13 protein-coding genes are annotated in these 16,235 nt (G+C 70.1%); 12 read left to right on the forward strand and 1 reads right to left on the reverse strand.

The annotated features are described in order from the left end of the window. Window positions 1-7: 7 nt before the first annotated feature. The 11 genes from AB4091_RS02370 (at window position 8) to AB4091_RS02420 (ending at window position 11,633) form a co-directional block, all read left to right on the forward strand. Window positions 8-868, forward strand: coding sequence for an MlaE family ABC transporter permease (locus AB4091_RS02370; RefSeq protein ID WP_442290123.1), 861 nt, complete (start codon window positions 8-10; stop codon window positions 866-868). Further along, the gene (locus AB4091_RS02375) at window positions 865-2,229 is read left to right on the forward strand and encodes an MCE family protein (RefSeq protein ID WP_442290124.1); all 1,365 of its coding nucleotides are present in this window, start codon (window positions 865-867) and stop codon (window positions 2,227-2,229) included. Before AB4091_RS02370 ends, AB4091_RS02375 begins: the two co-directional genes overlap by 4 nt. Next, on the forward strand, window positions 2,226-3,257 hold the full coding sequence (locus AB4091_RS02380) for an MCE family protein (RefSeq protein ID WP_442290125.1): 1,032 nt from the start codon (window positions 2,226-2,228) through the stop codon (window positions 3,255-3,257). Before AB4091_RS02375 ends, AB4091_RS02380 begins: the two co-directional genes overlap by 4 nt. Then, window positions 3,254-4,285, forward strand: a complete 1,032-nt coding sequence (locus tag AB4091_RS02385; protein ID WP_442290126.1) for an MCE family protein — start codon at window positions 3,254-3,256, stop codon at window positions 4,283-4,285. The genes AB4091_RS02380 and AB4091_RS02385 overlap by 4 nt, the downstream gene beginning before the upstream one ends. Beyond that, the gene (locus AB4091_RS02390) at window positions 4,285-5,499 is read left to right on the forward strand and encodes an MCE family protein (protein WP_442290127.1); all 1,215 of its coding nucleotides are present in this window, start codon (window positions 4,285-4,287) and stop codon (window positions 5,497-5,499) included. The genes AB4091_RS02385 and AB4091_RS02390 overlap by 1 nt, the downstream gene beginning before the upstream one ends. Beyond that, the gene (locus AB4091_RS02395; protein WP_442290128.1) at window positions 5,496-6,728 is read left to right on the forward strand and encodes an MCE family protein; all 1,233 of its coding nucleotides are present in this window, start codon (window positions 5,496-5,498) and stop codon (window positions 6,726-6,728) included. Before AB4091_RS02390 ends, AB4091_RS02395 begins: the two co-directional genes overlap by 4 nt. Continuing rightward, window positions 6,725-8,029, forward strand: coding sequence for an MCE family protein (locus tag AB4091_RS02400; protein ID WP_442290129.1), 1,305 nt, complete (start codon window positions 6,725-6,727; stop codon window positions 8,027-8,029). Before AB4091_RS02395 ends, AB4091_RS02400 begins: the two co-directional genes overlap by 4 nt. 24 nt (window positions 8,030-8,053) lie before the next feature. After that, entirely contained in the window at window positions 8,054-8,683 is a 630-nt protein-coding gene (locus AB4091_RS02405) for a hypothetical protein (RefSeq protein ID WP_442290130.1), read from the forward strand. Then, entirely contained in the window at window positions 8,667-9,482 is an 816-nt protein-coding gene (locus AB4091_RS02410; RefSeq protein ID WP_442290131.1) for a hypothetical protein, read from the forward strand. Before AB4091_RS02405 ends, AB4091_RS02410 begins: the two co-directional genes overlap by 17 nt. A gap of 121 nt (window positions 9,483-9,603) precedes the next feature. After that, the gene (locus AB4091_RS02415) at window positions 9,604-10,566 is read left to right on the forward strand and encodes a nitrilase-related carbon-nitrogen hydrolase (protein WP_442290132.1); all 963 of its coding nucleotides are present in this window, start codon (window positions 9,604-9,606) and stop codon (window positions 10,564-10,566) included. A gap of 56 nt (window positions 10,567-10,622) precedes the next feature. After that, entirely contained in the window at window positions 10,623-11,633 is a 1,011-nt protein-coding gene (locus AB4091_RS02420) for an agmatine deiminase family protein (protein ID WP_442290298.1), read from the forward strand. 15 nt (window positions 11,634-11,648) lie between these two features. Here the strand turns inward: AB4091_RS02420 and AB4091_RS02425 are convergent, their stop codons facing one another. Continuing rightward, a complete protein-coding gene (locus tag AB4091_RS02425) occupies window positions 11,649-11,954 on the reverse strand; it encodes a DUF4282 domain-containing protein (RefSeq protein ID WP_442290133.1) in 306 nt (101 codons plus the stop codon). Between the two features lie 709 nt (window positions 11,955-12,663). On the opposite strand from AB4091_RS02425, the gene rpoB reads away from it, so the two are divergent. After that, window positions 12,664-16,146 (forward strand): DNA-directed RNA polymerase subunit beta, encoded by a 3,483-nt coding sequence (gene rpoB, locus AB4091_RS02430; protein WP_442290134.1) that lies wholly within the window; start codon window positions 12,664-12,666, stop codon window positions 16,144-16,146. The last annotated feature ends 89 nt before the right edge of the window (window positions 16,147-16,235 follow it).

Below are 16,235 nucleotides of genomic sequence, written 5' to 3' on the forward strand. Positions count from 1 at the left end.
CTCGACCATGGCGACCAAGACCCAGAACCGACCCCAGAGTGCGGAGCGCCTGCTCCACCTGGCCGGCCGGCCCGCTCGCGCCCTCGACTCGCTCGGCGAGCAGATGCGCTTCTACGTGCGCTCCCTCGCGTGGAGCGGGCGCACGCTGCGCCGCTACAAGAAGGAGGTCGTACGCCTCCTCGCCGAGGTGTCGCTCGGCACCGGCGCGCTGTCGGTGATCGGCGGCACCGTCGGCGTCATCGCCTTCCTCGCCTTCTTCACCGGCACCGAGGTGGGCCTGCAGGGCTACTCCTCGCTCGACCAGCTCGGCACCGGCGCGTTCACCGGCTTCTTCTCCGCCTACCTCAACACCCGCGAGATCGCACCGCTCGTCGCCGGGCTCGCGCTCGCGGCCACGGTCGGCTGTGGCTTCACCGCCCAGCTGGGTGCGATGCGCATCTCCGAGGAGGTCGACGCCCTCGAGGTCATGGGCATCCCGTCGCTGCCGTTCCTCGTCACGACGCGGATGATCGCGGGCTTCATCGCCGTCATCCCGCTCTACGTGCTGGGACTGCTCAGCTCGTACGCCGCGACCCGGTTCATCTCGACGGCGTACTTCGGGCAGTCCGAGGGCACCTACGACCACTACTTCCACCTGTTCCTGCCACCGGGCGACGTCTTCTGGTCGTTCGCCAAGGTCATGGTGTTCGCGGTCGTGATCATCCTCATCCACTGCTACTACGGCTACACGGCCTCCGGCGGCCCGGCGGGCGTGGGCGAGGCGGTCGGCACGGCCGTGCGCACCTCGATCGTCGCCATCAACATCGTCGACTTCTTCCTGTCGCTCGCGATCTGGGGCGCGACCACGAGTGTTCGGATCGCCGGATGAGCCCTGCCAAGAGCGCCCTGGCCGACGACGTCAGCACCGACGCGACCCCGGGCCCCATCACCCAGCACACGCGAAAGCGCTTGGGCCAGAAGGCATACGGCATCGTCTTCCTCGTGGTGCTCGCCCTCCTCCTGGGGCTCTCGATCGCTTCGTTCCAGAAGCGGTTCACGCCCGTCGTCATGGTCACGCTCGAGACGAACCGGCTCGGAAGCCAGCTGCAGGAGAGCTCCGACGTCAAGCTGCGCGGCCTGCTCGTGGGCGAGGTGCGCACCGTCGAGGCGACCCCCACCGGCGCCCGCCTGGAGCTCGCGCTGCAGCCCGACGACGTCGCGAAGATCCCCTCCAACGTCACGGCCCGCCTGCTCCCCAAGACGCTCTTCGGCGAGCGCTACGTCGACCTCGTCACGGCGGGCCCCAGCCAGCGGTCGATCCGGGCCGGCGACGTCATCCCGCAGGACCGCAGCACCGTCGCGATCGAGCTCGAGACGGTCCTCGACAACCTCTACCCGCTGCTGCGCACGGTGCAGCCGGCCAAGCTGGCGACGACCCTCAACGCGCTGTCGACGACGCTCGACGGACGTGGTGACCAGATCGGGCGCAACGTCGTGCTCGTCGACCGCTACCTCAAGGCGCTCAACCCCAGCATGCCGACGATCCAGAAGGACATCTCCCTGCTCGCCGACACCGCAGACCTCTACAACGGCGTCGCGCCCGACTTCTTCCGCCTCACCGAGTCGCTCCGGGTCACCAACCGCACCATCGTCGAGAAGGACCAGCAGCTCGCGGCGTTCCTCGTCGGCACGGCGGGCTTCGCCAACGAGGCCGCGGGCTTCCTGCGCGACAACGGGGACCGCATCATCCAGGTCGGGCAGGTGAACCGTCCGACGCTCGCCGTGCTCGCCGAGTACTCCCCGATCTACCCGTGCGTCGCCAGCGGCATGGTCAACTGGCTGCCCCGGGCCAACCAGGCGTTCTCGGGCGGGACGTTCCACATCACGCTCGAGGTCGTGCCGCCCCGCCAGGCTTACAAGCCCGGCGAGGAGCCGCGCTGGGACGACAAGCGAGGGCCGCACTGCTACGGCCTGCCGTCGCCCGACGGGTCGCAGTCGAACCCCTTCGCCGGCAACCACTTCGACGACGGCACGAAGCCTGCGAGCAACGTCCAGCCGTTCTCCGGCGTGCCGCAGGCGCTGCTGGGCGATGCCGCCGCCGACTCGGGGTCGGCCGGCACGGCCGACGAGCAGCGCGTCGTCGGGGCCCTCTTCGCTCGCGACGGCCAGCAGGGCAGCGACGGCGCTGACGGCATACGCACCCTGCTCGCCGGGCCGATGATGCGCGGAACGGTGGTGAGCACCCGATGAAGGTCAAGGGCTCTCTCGTCAAGCTCATCGTCTTCGCGGCGGTCACGCTGTTCGCGACGAGCATCCTCGCGCTGACCATCGCCAACATCCAGCTCGGGTCCAAGGCGACCTACACGGCTCTGGTCAGCGACGCCACCGGCGTCATCGCCGGTCAGGACGTCCGCATTGCCGGCGTGCGCGTCGGCGAGGTGTCCGACGTCCGGGTCGCACCGGGCGCGGGCTCCGACCATGCAACCGCCGCGATCGAGTTCTCGGTGCTCAAGAGCTCGGTGCTCACGCAGGGCACGGAGGTGACGGTCAAGTACCGCAACCTCGTCGGGCAGCGCTACCTCGCGCTCACGCAGGGGGCCGGCACCGCAGCCGCCCTCCCTGACGGCGCGACGATCCCGCTCGCGCGCACCCACCCGGCGCTCGACCTCACCGTCCTCTTCAACGGTTTCAAGCCGCTCTTCGCCGCGCTCTCGCCCAGCGACGTCAACGAGCTCTCCGGCCTGCTCATCCAGACCCTCCAGGGCGAGGGCGGAGACGTGAACAGCCTCCTGGCCAAGACCGCGAGCCTCACCTCCACCCTCGCCGACCGTGACGCAGTCATCGGCCGCACGATCGACAACCTCAACACGGTGCTCGGCACCGTCGACGCCCACGACCAGCAGCTGCTCTCGCTCATCGACCAGCTGCAGCGCTTCACGAGCGGGCTGGCGGCCGACCGCGAGACGATCGGGCGCTCCCTGTCGGGCATCAACACGCTGTCCGCCGAGACGGCCGACCTGCTCGTGTCGACGCGGCCGCTCATCAAGGACGACGTCGCGCAGCTGCGCACCCTCGCCACGACGCTCAACAAGCCGGCCAACGTCAAGGAGTTCGAGGACTTCATCTCGAGCGCCAGCACACGCATCACGACCCTGACGCGCACCGCCACCTACGGCTCGTGGTTCAACTTCTACCTCTGCCGCTTCGACACCAAGAGCCCGCTGCTCCCCGGCGTCTCGCCCACCTACGACGTCGCGTCCGCGAGGTGCAACTCATGAGCACGCCCTTCCGCGAGCGCAACCCCGTGCCGATCGGCGCCGCCGGTCTGGCGATCCTCGGGCTGCTGCTCTTCCTCGCGTTCAACGCGTCGAGCCTGCCCTTCATCGGGGGTGGCACCTCCTACAGCGCCGCGTTCACCGAGGCCGGCGGCATCCGACCCGACGACGACGTGCGCATCGCCGGCGTCAAGGTCGGCAAGGTGACCGGGGTCGACCTGGAGGACGGCCACGTGCGCGTCGACTTCACGATCACCGAGAACGCCTCCTTCGGCACCCGCACGGGCGCCTCCATCCGGATGAAGACGATCCTCGGCGAGAAGTACGTCGCGCTCGACCCCGAGGGTTCGGGCCAGCTCGACGCCGACAGCCAGATCCCGGTCTCGCGCACGGTCAGCTCCTACGACGTCATCAACGCCTTCCAGGACCTCACCACCACGACCGAGCGCATCGACACCGGCCAGCTGGCGAAGTCGCTCTCGGTCATCGCCACCGAGTTCAAGGACAGCCCCCAGTACGTCCGCTCCACGCTCGACGGGCTCTCGCGCCTGTCGCGCACCGTCGCCAGCCGCGACGCCGAGCTCGGCTCGCTGCTCCAGCGCGCCAACAGCGTGTCCGGGCTGGTGCGCAGCCGCAACCAGCAGGTCGGCACGCTCATCAAGGACGCCGACCTGCTCATGGTCGAGCTCGTCAAGCGCCGCGACGACATCCGCACCCTGTTCCGCAACACGTCGGCGCTCGCCACCCAGCTCACCGGACTGGCGCGCGACAACCGGGCCCAGCTGAAGCCGGCGCTGGCCGAGCTCGACAAGACCCTCGCCCTGCTGCAGAAGCACGACACCGACCTCGAGAAGACGATCCGCGCCATGGCCCCGTTCACCCGCGTCTACGCCAACACCCTCGGCACCGGCCGCTGGTTCGACACCTGGGTGTCCAACCTCGTCGTGCCCGTCGGCACGCCGGGTCTGGCGCTGCCCGGCACGCAGCTGCCCGACCTGCTCCTGCCGGGCGCCTCGGGCGGAGCTCGCTGATGGCCGCACAGACCAGCAGCCGTATGCCGTTCGGTCGGCTCCACGGGCCCGCGACCGCGCTCGGCAAGGTCGTCACCGGCCTCGTCGTCGTGGCCCTCGTCGCCGCCGCGTTCCTCTTCTGGCCGCGGCAGCAGCAGACCACCGTCAGCGCCGACTTCACCCGCGCCGTGGGGCTCTACCCCGGCTCCGACGTGCGCATCCTCGGGGTCAAGGTCGGTCAGGTCGAGGCGGTGACACCTGAGGGTGACCACGTGCACGTCACGTTCAGCTACGACGAGAAGTACCGCGTGCCGGCCTCGGCCAAGGCCGCGATCGTGGCGCCGTCGCTGGTCTCCGACCGCTACGTGCAGCTGCTCCCCGTCTACGAGGCAGGCCCGGCGCTCGCGCCCGGAACGCGGATCCCGCTCTCGCGCACCGCAGTTCCCGTCGAGCTCGACCGGGTGTCGCAGAGCCTCGACGACCTCATGGTCGCGCTCGGGCCCGACGGCGCCAACAAGAACGGGGCGCTCAACCAGCTGCTCCAGACCTCGGCCGCCAACCTCGACGGCAACGGCGACAAGCTGAACTCGACGGTGCACGACCTGTCCACGGCGCTGTCGACGCTCTCGGGCAGCCGCGACGACCTCTTCGGCACGGTGAAGAACCTCCAGTCCTTCACCTCGATGCTGGCGTCGAACAACGCGCAGGTGCGCCGTCTCAACTCGGACCTGGCGACCGTGGCGGTCCAGCTGGGTGAGGAGCGTGAGAACCTCAAGTCGACGCTGAGCAGCCTGGGGGTCGCCGTCGACGAGGTGTCCGGCTTCGTCGCCGACAACCGGACGCTGCTCAAGAGCAACCTCGACCGTGCCGTCACCGTCACCGGCGCGTTCGCGAAGAACCGCCAGGCGCTCGCCCAGGTGCTCGAGAACGCCCCCGTCGCGCTCTCGAACCTCCAGAACGCCTACCACCCCGAGACAGGCACGCTCGACACGCGCAACAACGCGAAGGGCCTCGACGACCCGCTGCTCCTCGTCTGCTCGATCCTCACCGGGCCGACCAACTCCGGCAACACGCGGCTGTGCGACTCGCTCAAGAAGGCGGTGCTGCCCAAGCTTCCGCAGCTGCCCTCGCTGCCGAACGGCTCTGCGCTGCAAGGCAGCCCGCAGCCGGGGGGCCTCGTCAACCTTCGAGGCGCCGACCCGACCCTCGGTGGACTGCTCGGAGGCTCCCGATGACGTATGCCGTCCCCTCCCGTTCTCGGGCCGCGCTCGCCGCGGTCGTGCTCGGCTCGCTCGCCCTCGGCGGGTGCAGTGCCTACGACCTCCCGCTGCCCGGCGGGGCCGGCACGGGCGACGACTCCTACACGGTCACCGCGGAGTTCGCCGACGTGCTCGACCTCGTGCCGCAGTCGTCGGTGAAGGTCAACCAGGTGACCGTGGGCTCCGTCGAGGACATCCAGGTCACGGGTTGGACCGCGACGGTCCGACTTCGCCTGCCCGGCAACGTGGTGCTGCCCGACAACGCCACGGCCGAGCTCAAGCAGACCTCCCTCCTGGGCGAGAAGTACGTCGCGCTCGCCGCACCCACCGACGCGAAGCCGCAGGGCCGTCTCGGCCAGGGCGACCGCATCCCGCTCACGCGCACGAGCCGCAACCCCGAGGTCGAGGAGGTGCTCGGCGCCATGTCGCTGCTGCTCAACGGTGGCGGCGTGGCCCAGCTCAAGACGATCGAGGTCGAGCTCAACAACGCGCTGCGGGGCCGCACCGGCGACGTCAAGGACCTCGTCGGCCAGCTGAACACCTTCGTCGGCGGACTCGACGCGCAGAAGGGCGAGATCGTGCGCGCCATCGACAGCATCGACCGGCTCTCCGGCACCCTCGCGAAGAACTCGGACAAGATCGCCAAGGCCCTCGACGAGCTGCCCAAGGGCCTGAAGATCCTCGCCGACCAGCGGCGCCAGCTGACCGCGATGCTGACCGCCCTGCGCGACCTCGGCGAGGTCGGCACCCGCGTCATCCGCGGGTCGCGGGCCGACCTCGAGGCCAACCTCCGCGCCGTGAGCCCGATCCTGCGACAGCTCAACAAGGCCGGCGACGACCTGCCGAAGAGCTTCCAGCTGCTGCTGACCTACCCCTTCCCGAACAACGCCCAGAACACCATCAAGGGCGACTTCACCAACCTCTGGGCCACGCTCGACACCAACCTCGGCACGCTCGCGGGCAACCTCGGCGTCGGCAAGCTCCCGAGCCTGCCGGGACTGCCGAACGTGCCGGGTGTCCCACTGCCGTCCGTGTCGCTGCCGTCGGTCCCTCGCCCGACCATCCCGTTGCCGTCGGTCCCGGGGGTGCCCTCCGGCATACCGACGACCCTGCCCGGCGGCCTGCTCGGGGCTCCCCGGGCGGGCAGCTCCTCGGCCGACCCGGCGTCCTGGTCCGCACTCTTCCCCACGGGAGGCTCCCGATGATCACGCGCACCGTGCGGCTCCAGCTCGCCGCGTTCGCGCTGCTGTCGGTGGCGCTCGTCGCCGTCCTCTCGGCGAACTACGTCGGGCTGACCGACAAGATCGCGGGCGGCAGCTATGTCGTCTCCGCCGACCTGGCCCAGTCGGGCGGCATCTTCGTCGGCGCCGAGGTCACCTACCGGGGCGTCACGGTCGGCAAGGTCGAGGGGATGCGGCTCTCGGGCGACGGCGTCGTCGTCGACGCGCGCCTCGACCGCGGCACCGAGGTTCCCAAGGACGCGAAGGCCGTCGTCGAGAACCGCTCGGCGGTGGGGGAGCAGTACCTGGACCTGCAGCCCCGCACCTCACGCGCTCCCTTCCTCGCCGCGGGCGACGTGATCCCGCGCGACCGGACGGCGTTCCCGATCCGCATCGACCAGCTGCTCCAGCACGTCGACAACACCGTCGCCTCCGTGCCGCGCGCTGCGCTCGTCACGACCGTGGACGAGCTCGCCCAGGCCTTCAAGGGCGGCGGCGCCGACCTGCAGCGGCTCATCGACTCGGGCAACGCCCTGACCACGGCAGCGTCCGAGGCCCTCCCCGAGACGACGAAGCTCATCGACGACGGCCGGATCGTCCTCGACACCCAGGTGCAGTCCGGCAAGGACATCCGCACCAGCGTGTCCGGCTTCGCAGACGTGGCGGACGCCCTGCGGCAGGCCGACCCCGACCTCCGCGTCGTGCTCGACCGGGGCGCGGTCGCCACCAAGGAGCTCGACGCGCTCATCTCCGAGAACAAGCAGAGCCTGGCGGCGCTCATCGCCAACTTCATCACCATCGGCAACGTGACCACGGCTCGCCTCGACGGCATCGAGCAGCTGCTCGTCACCTATCCCGACGTCGTCAACGGCGGCTTCACGGTCGTGCCCGGCGACGGCACCGCGCACTTCGGCCTCGTGCTCAACGTCGACGACCCGAAGGCCTGCGAGGCCGGCTACGAAGGCACCACGAAGGTCGACCCGCACCGCACCACGGGGCTGCCGCCGGTCAACCTCGATGCGCACTGCGCGGCCTCACGCGGCTCCGGCGTCAACGTGCGAGGCGCGCAGAACGCGCCCAAACCCTCCCGTTCCGGGCAGAGCGGCGGCGGTCAGAGCTACCCGATGGCGTTCGGCCCGACCCCCGTCACTCTCGGCAACCCGGCCGTGACCTCCGGGAGCCCTGCCTCGTTGTCAGTGCAGTCGCCGGTCGTCCCGGCCGGAGGCGACGCACGGACCGGCAACGGAACGAGCTGGCTCTGGATGATGCAGGAGGCGCTCCGCTAGCCGGTGAAGGAAGGAATCCCCTCGATGACGATGGCCCCCACCCGCTCGACCTCCCAGGCGGAGACCGAGCCGCCCGACCGGTCGCCCCACCCCGACGACGTCGGTGACGCCCGAGACGACTCCGGTCGTGACGACGCGCCACGTGCGGGCCGCAGGGGTGTCCGCACGTGGCGACCCACGCCTCGCGCGCTCTGGACCCTCACCGCCGTCCTGCTCCTCGCCGCGGTCGCCGTGACCGCGACGCTCGGCCGCTCGGCGTGGCAGGCCCAGCGCGTGGCCGACGCCCGCGACACCGCGCTCGCCGCCGGCCGACAGATCGCCGTCAACTTCGTGACGATGAACGCCGCGACGTTCGACGCCGACACCAAGCGGGTCCTCGCCGAGTCGACCGGCTCGTTCCAGAAGGAGTACGCCGCGACCCTCGCCCAGCTGAAGCCGGTCGTGACGGCCAACAAGACCGTCTCCACCGTCGAGCGCGCCGAGGCCTCCCTCGTGACCGGTGACGACGACTCCGCCCGCGTCATCGTGGGCGTCGTCGCCCCCACCACGAACGCCTCGACCCCCAAGGCCGAGAAGAAGACCTACCGGCTCCGGCTCGACCTCGTGAAGGTCGGCGACTCCTGGAAGGTGAGCACCCTTGACTTCGTCAGCTGACCCCCGCCGCCCGGCCGGCTCCGCGGGAGCCCCGCGCCGTCGCGTCGCCGGCACCCGTCGGCGTCGTGAGACCACCGCTTCGACACTGGTGCTCGAGCGCAGCACCGAGGTCGAGTCCGACACCGACATCGACACCGACACCGACATCGACACCGCGCTCGCCGCCCCGGCGGAGCACGAGCGGGAGCTCGTGGCAGCAGGCGCCGAGCCCGACGAGCTGACAGAGACCCCGGCCACCGTTGACTCGGCGCCAGCGGTCGGACCCCTCGGTGACCGGGCGCCTGACCGGGCCGAGCGACGCTCGGGGCGTGGCCCTGCGCGACTGTGGACCGCGGCCGCCGGGGCCGTGGTCGCCCTCGCACTGCTCGCTACGGCCCTCGTCTACGGACTGCGACCCTCCGTCTCCGACACCGACCGCGCTGCCGCGGTCGGCTCGGCCCGCACGACGCTCGAGAGCCTGCTGAGCTACAGCGGCTCGACGTTCGACAAGCACGTCGGCGAGGTCGCTCCGCAGCTGACCTCCCCGTTCAAGGACCAGTTCACCAAGGTCGCCGCCAGCGACATCAAGCCGATGGCGGTCAAGAACGAGGCGACGGTGCAGGCCAAGGTCTACGAGGCCGGCGTCATGGACGCGTCGGGCGACGGCGGCGAAGGCACCACGGTCCGCGTCATGGCGTTCGTCAACCAGGCCACGACGACCAAGGCGCAGCAGGCGCCGGCGATCGACCAGAACCGGGTCATCGCCACGATGCGCAAGGTGGGCGAGCGCTGGCTGGTCAGCGAGCTCTCCGCCTTCTGACACGCCCCGGACCGGGGGGCGACCTGGGGGGCGAGGTCCCGGACGTCGATCCCGACGCCCGGGACCGAGCGCCCTCGCAAGCGGTCCGACGGACTCGAGGTGCTGCGGCATACTGCCTGCTGTGAAGCTGATCCAGGCCGATGGCGTCCCTGAGTCCCTTGCCCGCGTCGACCAACCGGAGGCCGCGCCCGTGCGCGTGGGCGTCGTCCAGCACGAGTGGGTGGACGACCCGCCCGCGCTGGTCGAGACGCTGCGCGACGGCATCCGAACGGCGGCAGGGGCCGGTGCCACGATCGTCTTCCTGCCCGAGCTGACCCTGTCGCGCTACCCGGCCGACACGCTCCCCGAGGGCACCCCTTCGGCGATCGCGGAGGACCTCGAGACCGGCCCCACGATCACGTTCGCACGTGACGCCGCGCGCGACTTCGGCGCGCACGTCCACGCCTCGCTCTACGAGCGCGCCGACGCCGGGGACGGGCTGGGCTTCAACACGGCCGTCGTGGTGTCCCCGAGCGGCGAGGTGGTGGCCCGCACGCGCAAGACGCACATCCCTGTGACGGCTGGATACTACGAGGACAAGTACTTCCGTCCCGGCCCTCCCGAGGACGCGTATCCCATTGTGTCCCTTGCCAACCCGTCGGTGCGTCTGGGCCTGCCGACCTGCTGGGACGAGTGGTTCCCCGAGGTCGCGCGCCTCTACTCCCTCGGTGGGGCCGAGGTGCTCTGCTACCCCACCGCCATCGGCTCCGAGCCCGACCACCCCGGCTTCGACACGCAGCCGCTGTGGCAGCAGGTCATCGTCGGCAACGGCATCGCCAACGGCCTCTTCATGGTGGTGCCCAACAGGTTCGGCACCGAGGGCCTCATCACCTTCTACGGCAGCTCGTTCATCTCCGACCCCTACGGCCGCATCCTCGTGCAGGCCCCGCGTGACGAGGCTGCGGTCCTGGTGGCCGACCTCGACCTGGCCCAGCGCCGCGACTGGCTCGAGCTGTTCCCGTTCCTCGAGACCCGTCGCCCCGACTCGTATGCCGCCCTGACCGCCCCCGTGCGCGACGAGCACCGCCGCGAGGTGGCGCAGTGACCGACGCCCCCGAGGCTCCGGCCGGGGGAGAGGCCGACGCGAGGCCGGCCTGGCGGATGCCGTCCGAGACCGACCCCCACGACTGCACGTGGATGGCGTGGCCGAGCCAGGGCTACACGCTGGGAGACAGCGCCGAGGAGGTCACGGCCGCCCGTCGCACCTGGGCCGCCGTCGCCAACGCCGTGACCGAGTTCGAGCCGGTGCGCATGGTCGTCGAGCCGGACGACCTCGGCGTCGCACGTGAGCACCTGCACCCCGACGTCGAGCTGGTGCCCGCGGCCCTCGACGACGCCTGGATGCGCGACATCGGCCCGACCTTCGTCCAGTCTGGCGACGGCGCCCGGCTCGGCGCGGTCGACTGGGTCTTCAACGGCTGGGGCGCCCAGTCCTGGGCCAGCTGGGAGCACGACGCCCGCATCGGGGCCTTCGTCGGAGGTCTCAGCGGGGCAGAGGTCATCGGCTCGTCCCTGGTCAACGAGGGCGGCGGCATCCACGTCGACGGGCTCGGCACGGTGCTGGTCACCGAGACGGTGCAGCTCGACCCCGGCCGCAACCCCGGCCTGACCCGCGCCGACGTCGAGGCCGAGCTCGCCCGCACCATCGGCGCCACGACGTGCATCTGGCTGCCCCGTGGCCTGACCCGCGACTACGACGAGTTCGGCACGCGCGGCCACGTCGACATCGTCGCCACCATGCCGAGCCCCGGCGTCGTCCTGCTGCACGAGCAGCAGGACCCGAGTCATCCCGACCACGCGGTCTCACGCGAGCTGCGGGCCCTGCTCGAGGACTCCCGCGACGCCCGGGGCGAGCGCTTCGAGGTCGTGGGGGTGCCCGCGCCGCGCACGCTCGCCGACGCCGACGGGCCGGTGGACTGGAGCTACCTCAACCACCTCGTCGTCAACGACGGCGTCATCGCCTGCACGTTCGGTGACCCGCAGGACGAGGCGTCCCTCGCGGTCCTGGCCGAGGCCTACCCCGGCCGACGGGTCGTCGGCGTGGACGCCCGCCCCCTCTTCGACCGGGGCGGCGGCATCCACTGCATCACCCAGCAGCAACCCTCCCTCTGAGAGGACGGCCCAGGGTCAGGCCTGGGGGAGGCGCTTGTGGACGTCCTCGCTCATCCGCACGACCGACAGGTAGAACTCCAGCGTCATGCGGATCACCGCGAGGTAGATGACCAGGAAGACCGGCCCGAGGATGAGCACCGTCAGACCGCTGCCGAAGCCGCGGACGAAGCCGGCGAAGAGCAGCACCAGCCAGGTGGCCACGAGCGCCACCGTCGCGAGCAGGTAGACGAAGCGCACGAGGATCGGCGTCACGAAGTTGGTGAAGCTGAAGTCGAAGAGCGCCTGGAAGAAGCCGGCACCCTCACGTGCCGGGTTGGGCACGCTCGCCATCCCGGACGGGCTGGTCAGGTGGCCCGTGGGGCCCTGCGGCGGGGGAGGGGGCGGCGGCGCGCTGCTGGCACCGACGGGAGACTCCGGCGGGGCACTCTGCGACGGGGACTCGGACGATCCCGTCGACCCGGTCGGCACGGATGAACCGAACGAACCGAACGAACCGGACGAACCGGAGGATCCGGAAGAGCTGGTCGGCAGGGGCGTGGTCGGGTCGCCGGCGGGCCGGTTGAAGGACGGTTGCTCGGGCGGGTTCTGGTCGGTCATGGCTTCCCTCTCGGAAGTGACGTCTGCGGAACTGGAGGCCCCGCCCATGCTAGGCGCCGGCGGCTCGCCCACCGGGTCCGCGACGCGCCTACGGAGTGGGCGGGTCTTGACGTCTGGGCCGCGGCGGGCCATATTCGTCGCGTTCGCATCGCGAGCTCCCGGTCCGGGAGGCGTGGCAGGTCACGCCGAGGGCGCTCGGTCGTTCGTGACCGGGCCGTACCTCGGCTGACGACCTCCGCCTCTTGACCCGGCTGGACACTCCTGCCCTTCGACGGTAGGCTAAGCCTTTGCGCTGCCCATGCCCACCCTTCGCGACCTCGGTCAGGCCATTCACCATGCCTCACGGCATCCGGCTCGACCATGGGACCCGCGAGCGGAGCCATGCGGCAACGCGGATCTGAAGATTCGAAAAAGGCCCGTGGAAGGACCCTCCTTGGCTGCCTCGCGTACTGCGACGAACATGTCCACCGCACAGACCCCTTCGGGGCGTCTGTCCTTCGCGAAGATTCGCGAACCACTCGAGGTCCCCGACCTCCTGGCGCTTCAGACGGAGAGCTTCGACTGGCTGCTCGGCAACGAGCGCTGGCAGGCTCGCGTCGCCGCGGCCAAGGCCGAGGGACGCACTGACGTCCCGGACCGGTCCGGGCTCGAGGAGATCTTCGAGGAGATCTCCCCGATCGAGGACTTCAGCGGCTCGATGTCGCTGTCGTTCCGTGACCACCGTTTCGAGGAGACGCGCAAGACGATCGAGTCGTGCAAGGAGCGCGACCAGACGTATGACGCGCCACTCTTCGTCACCGCCGAGTTCATGAACGCCCAGACGGGCGAGATCAAGAGCCAGACGGTGTTCATGGGTGACTTCCCGCTCATGACCGAGCGCGGCACCTTCATCATCAACGGCACCGAGCGTGTCGTCGTCTCGCAGCTCGTCCGCAGCCCGGGCGTCTACTTCGAGCGCACGCCCGACAAGACGTCCGACAAGGACATCTACACGGCGAAGATCATCCCGAGCCGCGGCGCCTGGCTCGAGTTCGAGATCGACAAGCGCGACATGGTCGGCGTCCGCGTCGACCGCAAGCGCAAGCAGTCGGTCACGGTGCTCCTCAAGGCCCTCGGCTGGACCGAGGCCCAGATCCTCGAGGAGTTCGGCGAGTTCGAGTCGATGCGCCTCACCCTGGAGAAGGACCACACCCAGGGCCAGGACGACGCGCTGCTCGACATCTACCGCAAGCTGCGCCCGGGCGAGCCGCCGACGAAGGAGGCCGCGCAGACGCTGCTCGACAACCTCTACTTCAACGGCAAGCGCTACGACCTCGCCAAGGTCGGCCGCTACAAGGTCAACAAGAAGCTCGGCCTCGACGGGTCGATCAACGAGTCGACCCTGTCGATCGACGACATCGTCAAGACCATCAAGTTCATCGTCACGCTGCACGACGGCCAGGACTCGATGAAGGGCGTCAAGAACGGCGAGGAGGTCGACGTCCGCGTCGAGGTCGACGACATCGACCACTTCGGCAACCGTCGCCTGCGCTCCGTCGGCGAGCTCATCCAGAACCAGGTCCGCACCGGTCTGTCGCGCATGGAGCGCGTCGTCCGCGAGCGCATGACCACCCAGGACGTCGAGGCGATCACCCCGCAGACCCTGATCAACATCCGCCCGGTGGTGGCGTCGATCAAGGAGTTCTTCGGCACCTCGCAGCTCTCGCAGTTCATGGACCAGAACAACCCGCTCGCGGGTCTGACGCACAAGCGTCGTCTGTCCGCGCTCGGCCCGGGTGGGATCTCCCGTGACCGTGCCCAGATGGAGGTCCGTGACGTCCACCCGTCGCACTACGGCCGCATGTGCCCGATCGAGACGCCGGAAGGCCCGAACATCGGCCTCATCGGCTCGCTCGCGTCCTACGGCCGCATCAACGCGTTCGGCTTCATCGAGACGCCGTACCGCAAGGTGACCGGCGGTCACGTGACCGACGACGTCGACTACCTGTCGGCCGACGAGGAGGACCGCTTCGTCGTCGCCCAGGCCAACGCGCCGCTCGACAAGCAGAACAACTTCACCGAGGACCGCGTGCTCGTGCGCACCAAGGGTGGAGAGGTCGAGCTCGTCCCCGGCGACGAGGTCGACTACATGGACGTCTCGCCGCGCCAGATGGTCTCGGCCGCGACCGCGATGATCCCGTTCCTCGAGCACGACGACGCCAACCGTGCGCTCATGGGCGCCAACATGCAGCGTCAGGCCGTCCCGCTCGTCAAGAGCGAGGCGCCGATCGTCGGCACCGGCATGGAGTTCCGCGCCGCCCTCGACTCGGGCGACGTCGTCCGTGCCGAGAAGGCCGGTGTCGTGCAGGAGGTGTCGGCTGACCTCGTCACCGTCGCCAACGACGACGGCACCTACCAGACCTACCGCATCGCCAAGTTCGCGCGCTCCAACCAGGGCACGAGCTACAACCAGGTCGTCATCGTCAACGAGGGCGACCGTCTCGAGGCCGGCGGCGTCATCGCCGACGGTCCCGCGACCGAGGGTGGCGAGATGGCGCTCGGGCGCAACCTGCTCGTGGCGTTCATGTCGTGGGAGGGCCACAACTACGAGGACGCGATCATCCTCAGCCAGCGCCTGGTCCAGGACGACGTCCTCTCCTCGATCCACATCGAGGAGCACGAGGTCGACGCCCGCGACACGAAGCTCGGCCCCGAGGAGATCACCCGGGACATCCCGAACGTCTCCGAGGAGGTCCTGGCCGACCTCGACGAGCGCGGCATCATCCGCGTCGGCGCCGAGGTCCGCGACGGCGACCTGCTCGTCGGCAAGGTCACGCCCAAGGGCGAGACCGAGCTGACCCCGGAGGAGCGCCTGCTGCGCGCCATCTTCGGTGAGAAGGCGCGCGAGGTGCGCGACACCTCGCTCAAGGTGCCCCACGGCGAGACCGGCACGGTCATCGGCGTCAAGGAGTTCCGCGCCGACCTGGGCGACGACCTGCCGCCCGGCGTCAACCAGCTCGTCCGCGTCTACGTGGCCAACAAGCGCAAGATCACCGACGGTGACAAGCTCGCCGGCCGCCACGGCAACAAGGGCGTCATCTCCAAGATCCTCCCGGTCGAGGACATGCCCTTCCTCGAGGACGGCACGCCGGTCGACGTCGTGCTCAACCCGCACGGTGTGCCGCGTCGCATGAACCTCGGCCAGATCCTCGAGCTGCACCTCGGCTGGGCCGCCTCGCGCGGCTGGAAGATCGAGGGCAACCCGGAGTGGGCCAAGGAGATCGCGGTCGACGCGCACGAGGCCCCCGCGGGCTCGCGTGTGGCGACGCCGGTCTTCGACGGTGCGTCGGAGGACGTCGTGACGGGTCTGCTCGACTCGACGCTCAAGACGCGCGACGGGGTCCGCCTCATCGACGCCTCGGGCAAGACGCGCCTCTTCGACGGCCGCTCCGGCGAGCCGTTCCCCGAGCCCGTCGCGGTCGGCTACATGTACATCCTCAAGCTCCACCACCTCGTCGACGACAAGATCCACGCTCGCTCGACGGGTCCGTACTCGATGATCACCCAGCAGCCGCTCGGCGGTAAGGCCCAGTTCGGTGGCCAGCGCTTCGGTGAGATGGAGGTCTGGGCCCTCGAGGCGTACGGCGCCGCCTACACGCTCCAGGAGCTGCTGACGATCAAGTCGGACGACGTTCCCGGCCGCGTGAAGGTCTACGAGGCCATCGTCAAGGGCGAGAACATCCCCGACTCGGGCATCCCGGAGTCGTTCAAGGTCCTCCTCAAGGAGATGCAGTCCCTGTGTCTCAACGTCGAGGTCCTGAGCTCCGACGGCACGACGATCGAGATGAAGGAGTCCGACGAGGAGGTCTTCCGCGCGGCGGAGGAGCTCGGCATCGACCTGAGCCGGCGTGAGCCGTCCAGCGTCGAAGAGGTCTGAGAAAAGGCCACCCCACGACGAGCGGTGCGTATGCCGCTGGGCCCGCTCAGCGGCATACGCCACCGGTTGTCAACGAATCCCACTCAGAC

Origin of the sequence: Terrabacter sp. 2RAF25 (assembly GCF_052115265.1) — a bacterium.
In the GTDB taxonomy this organism is placed as follows: domain Bacteria; phylum Actinomycetota; class Actinomycetes; order Actinomycetales; family Dermatophilaceae; genus Terrabacter.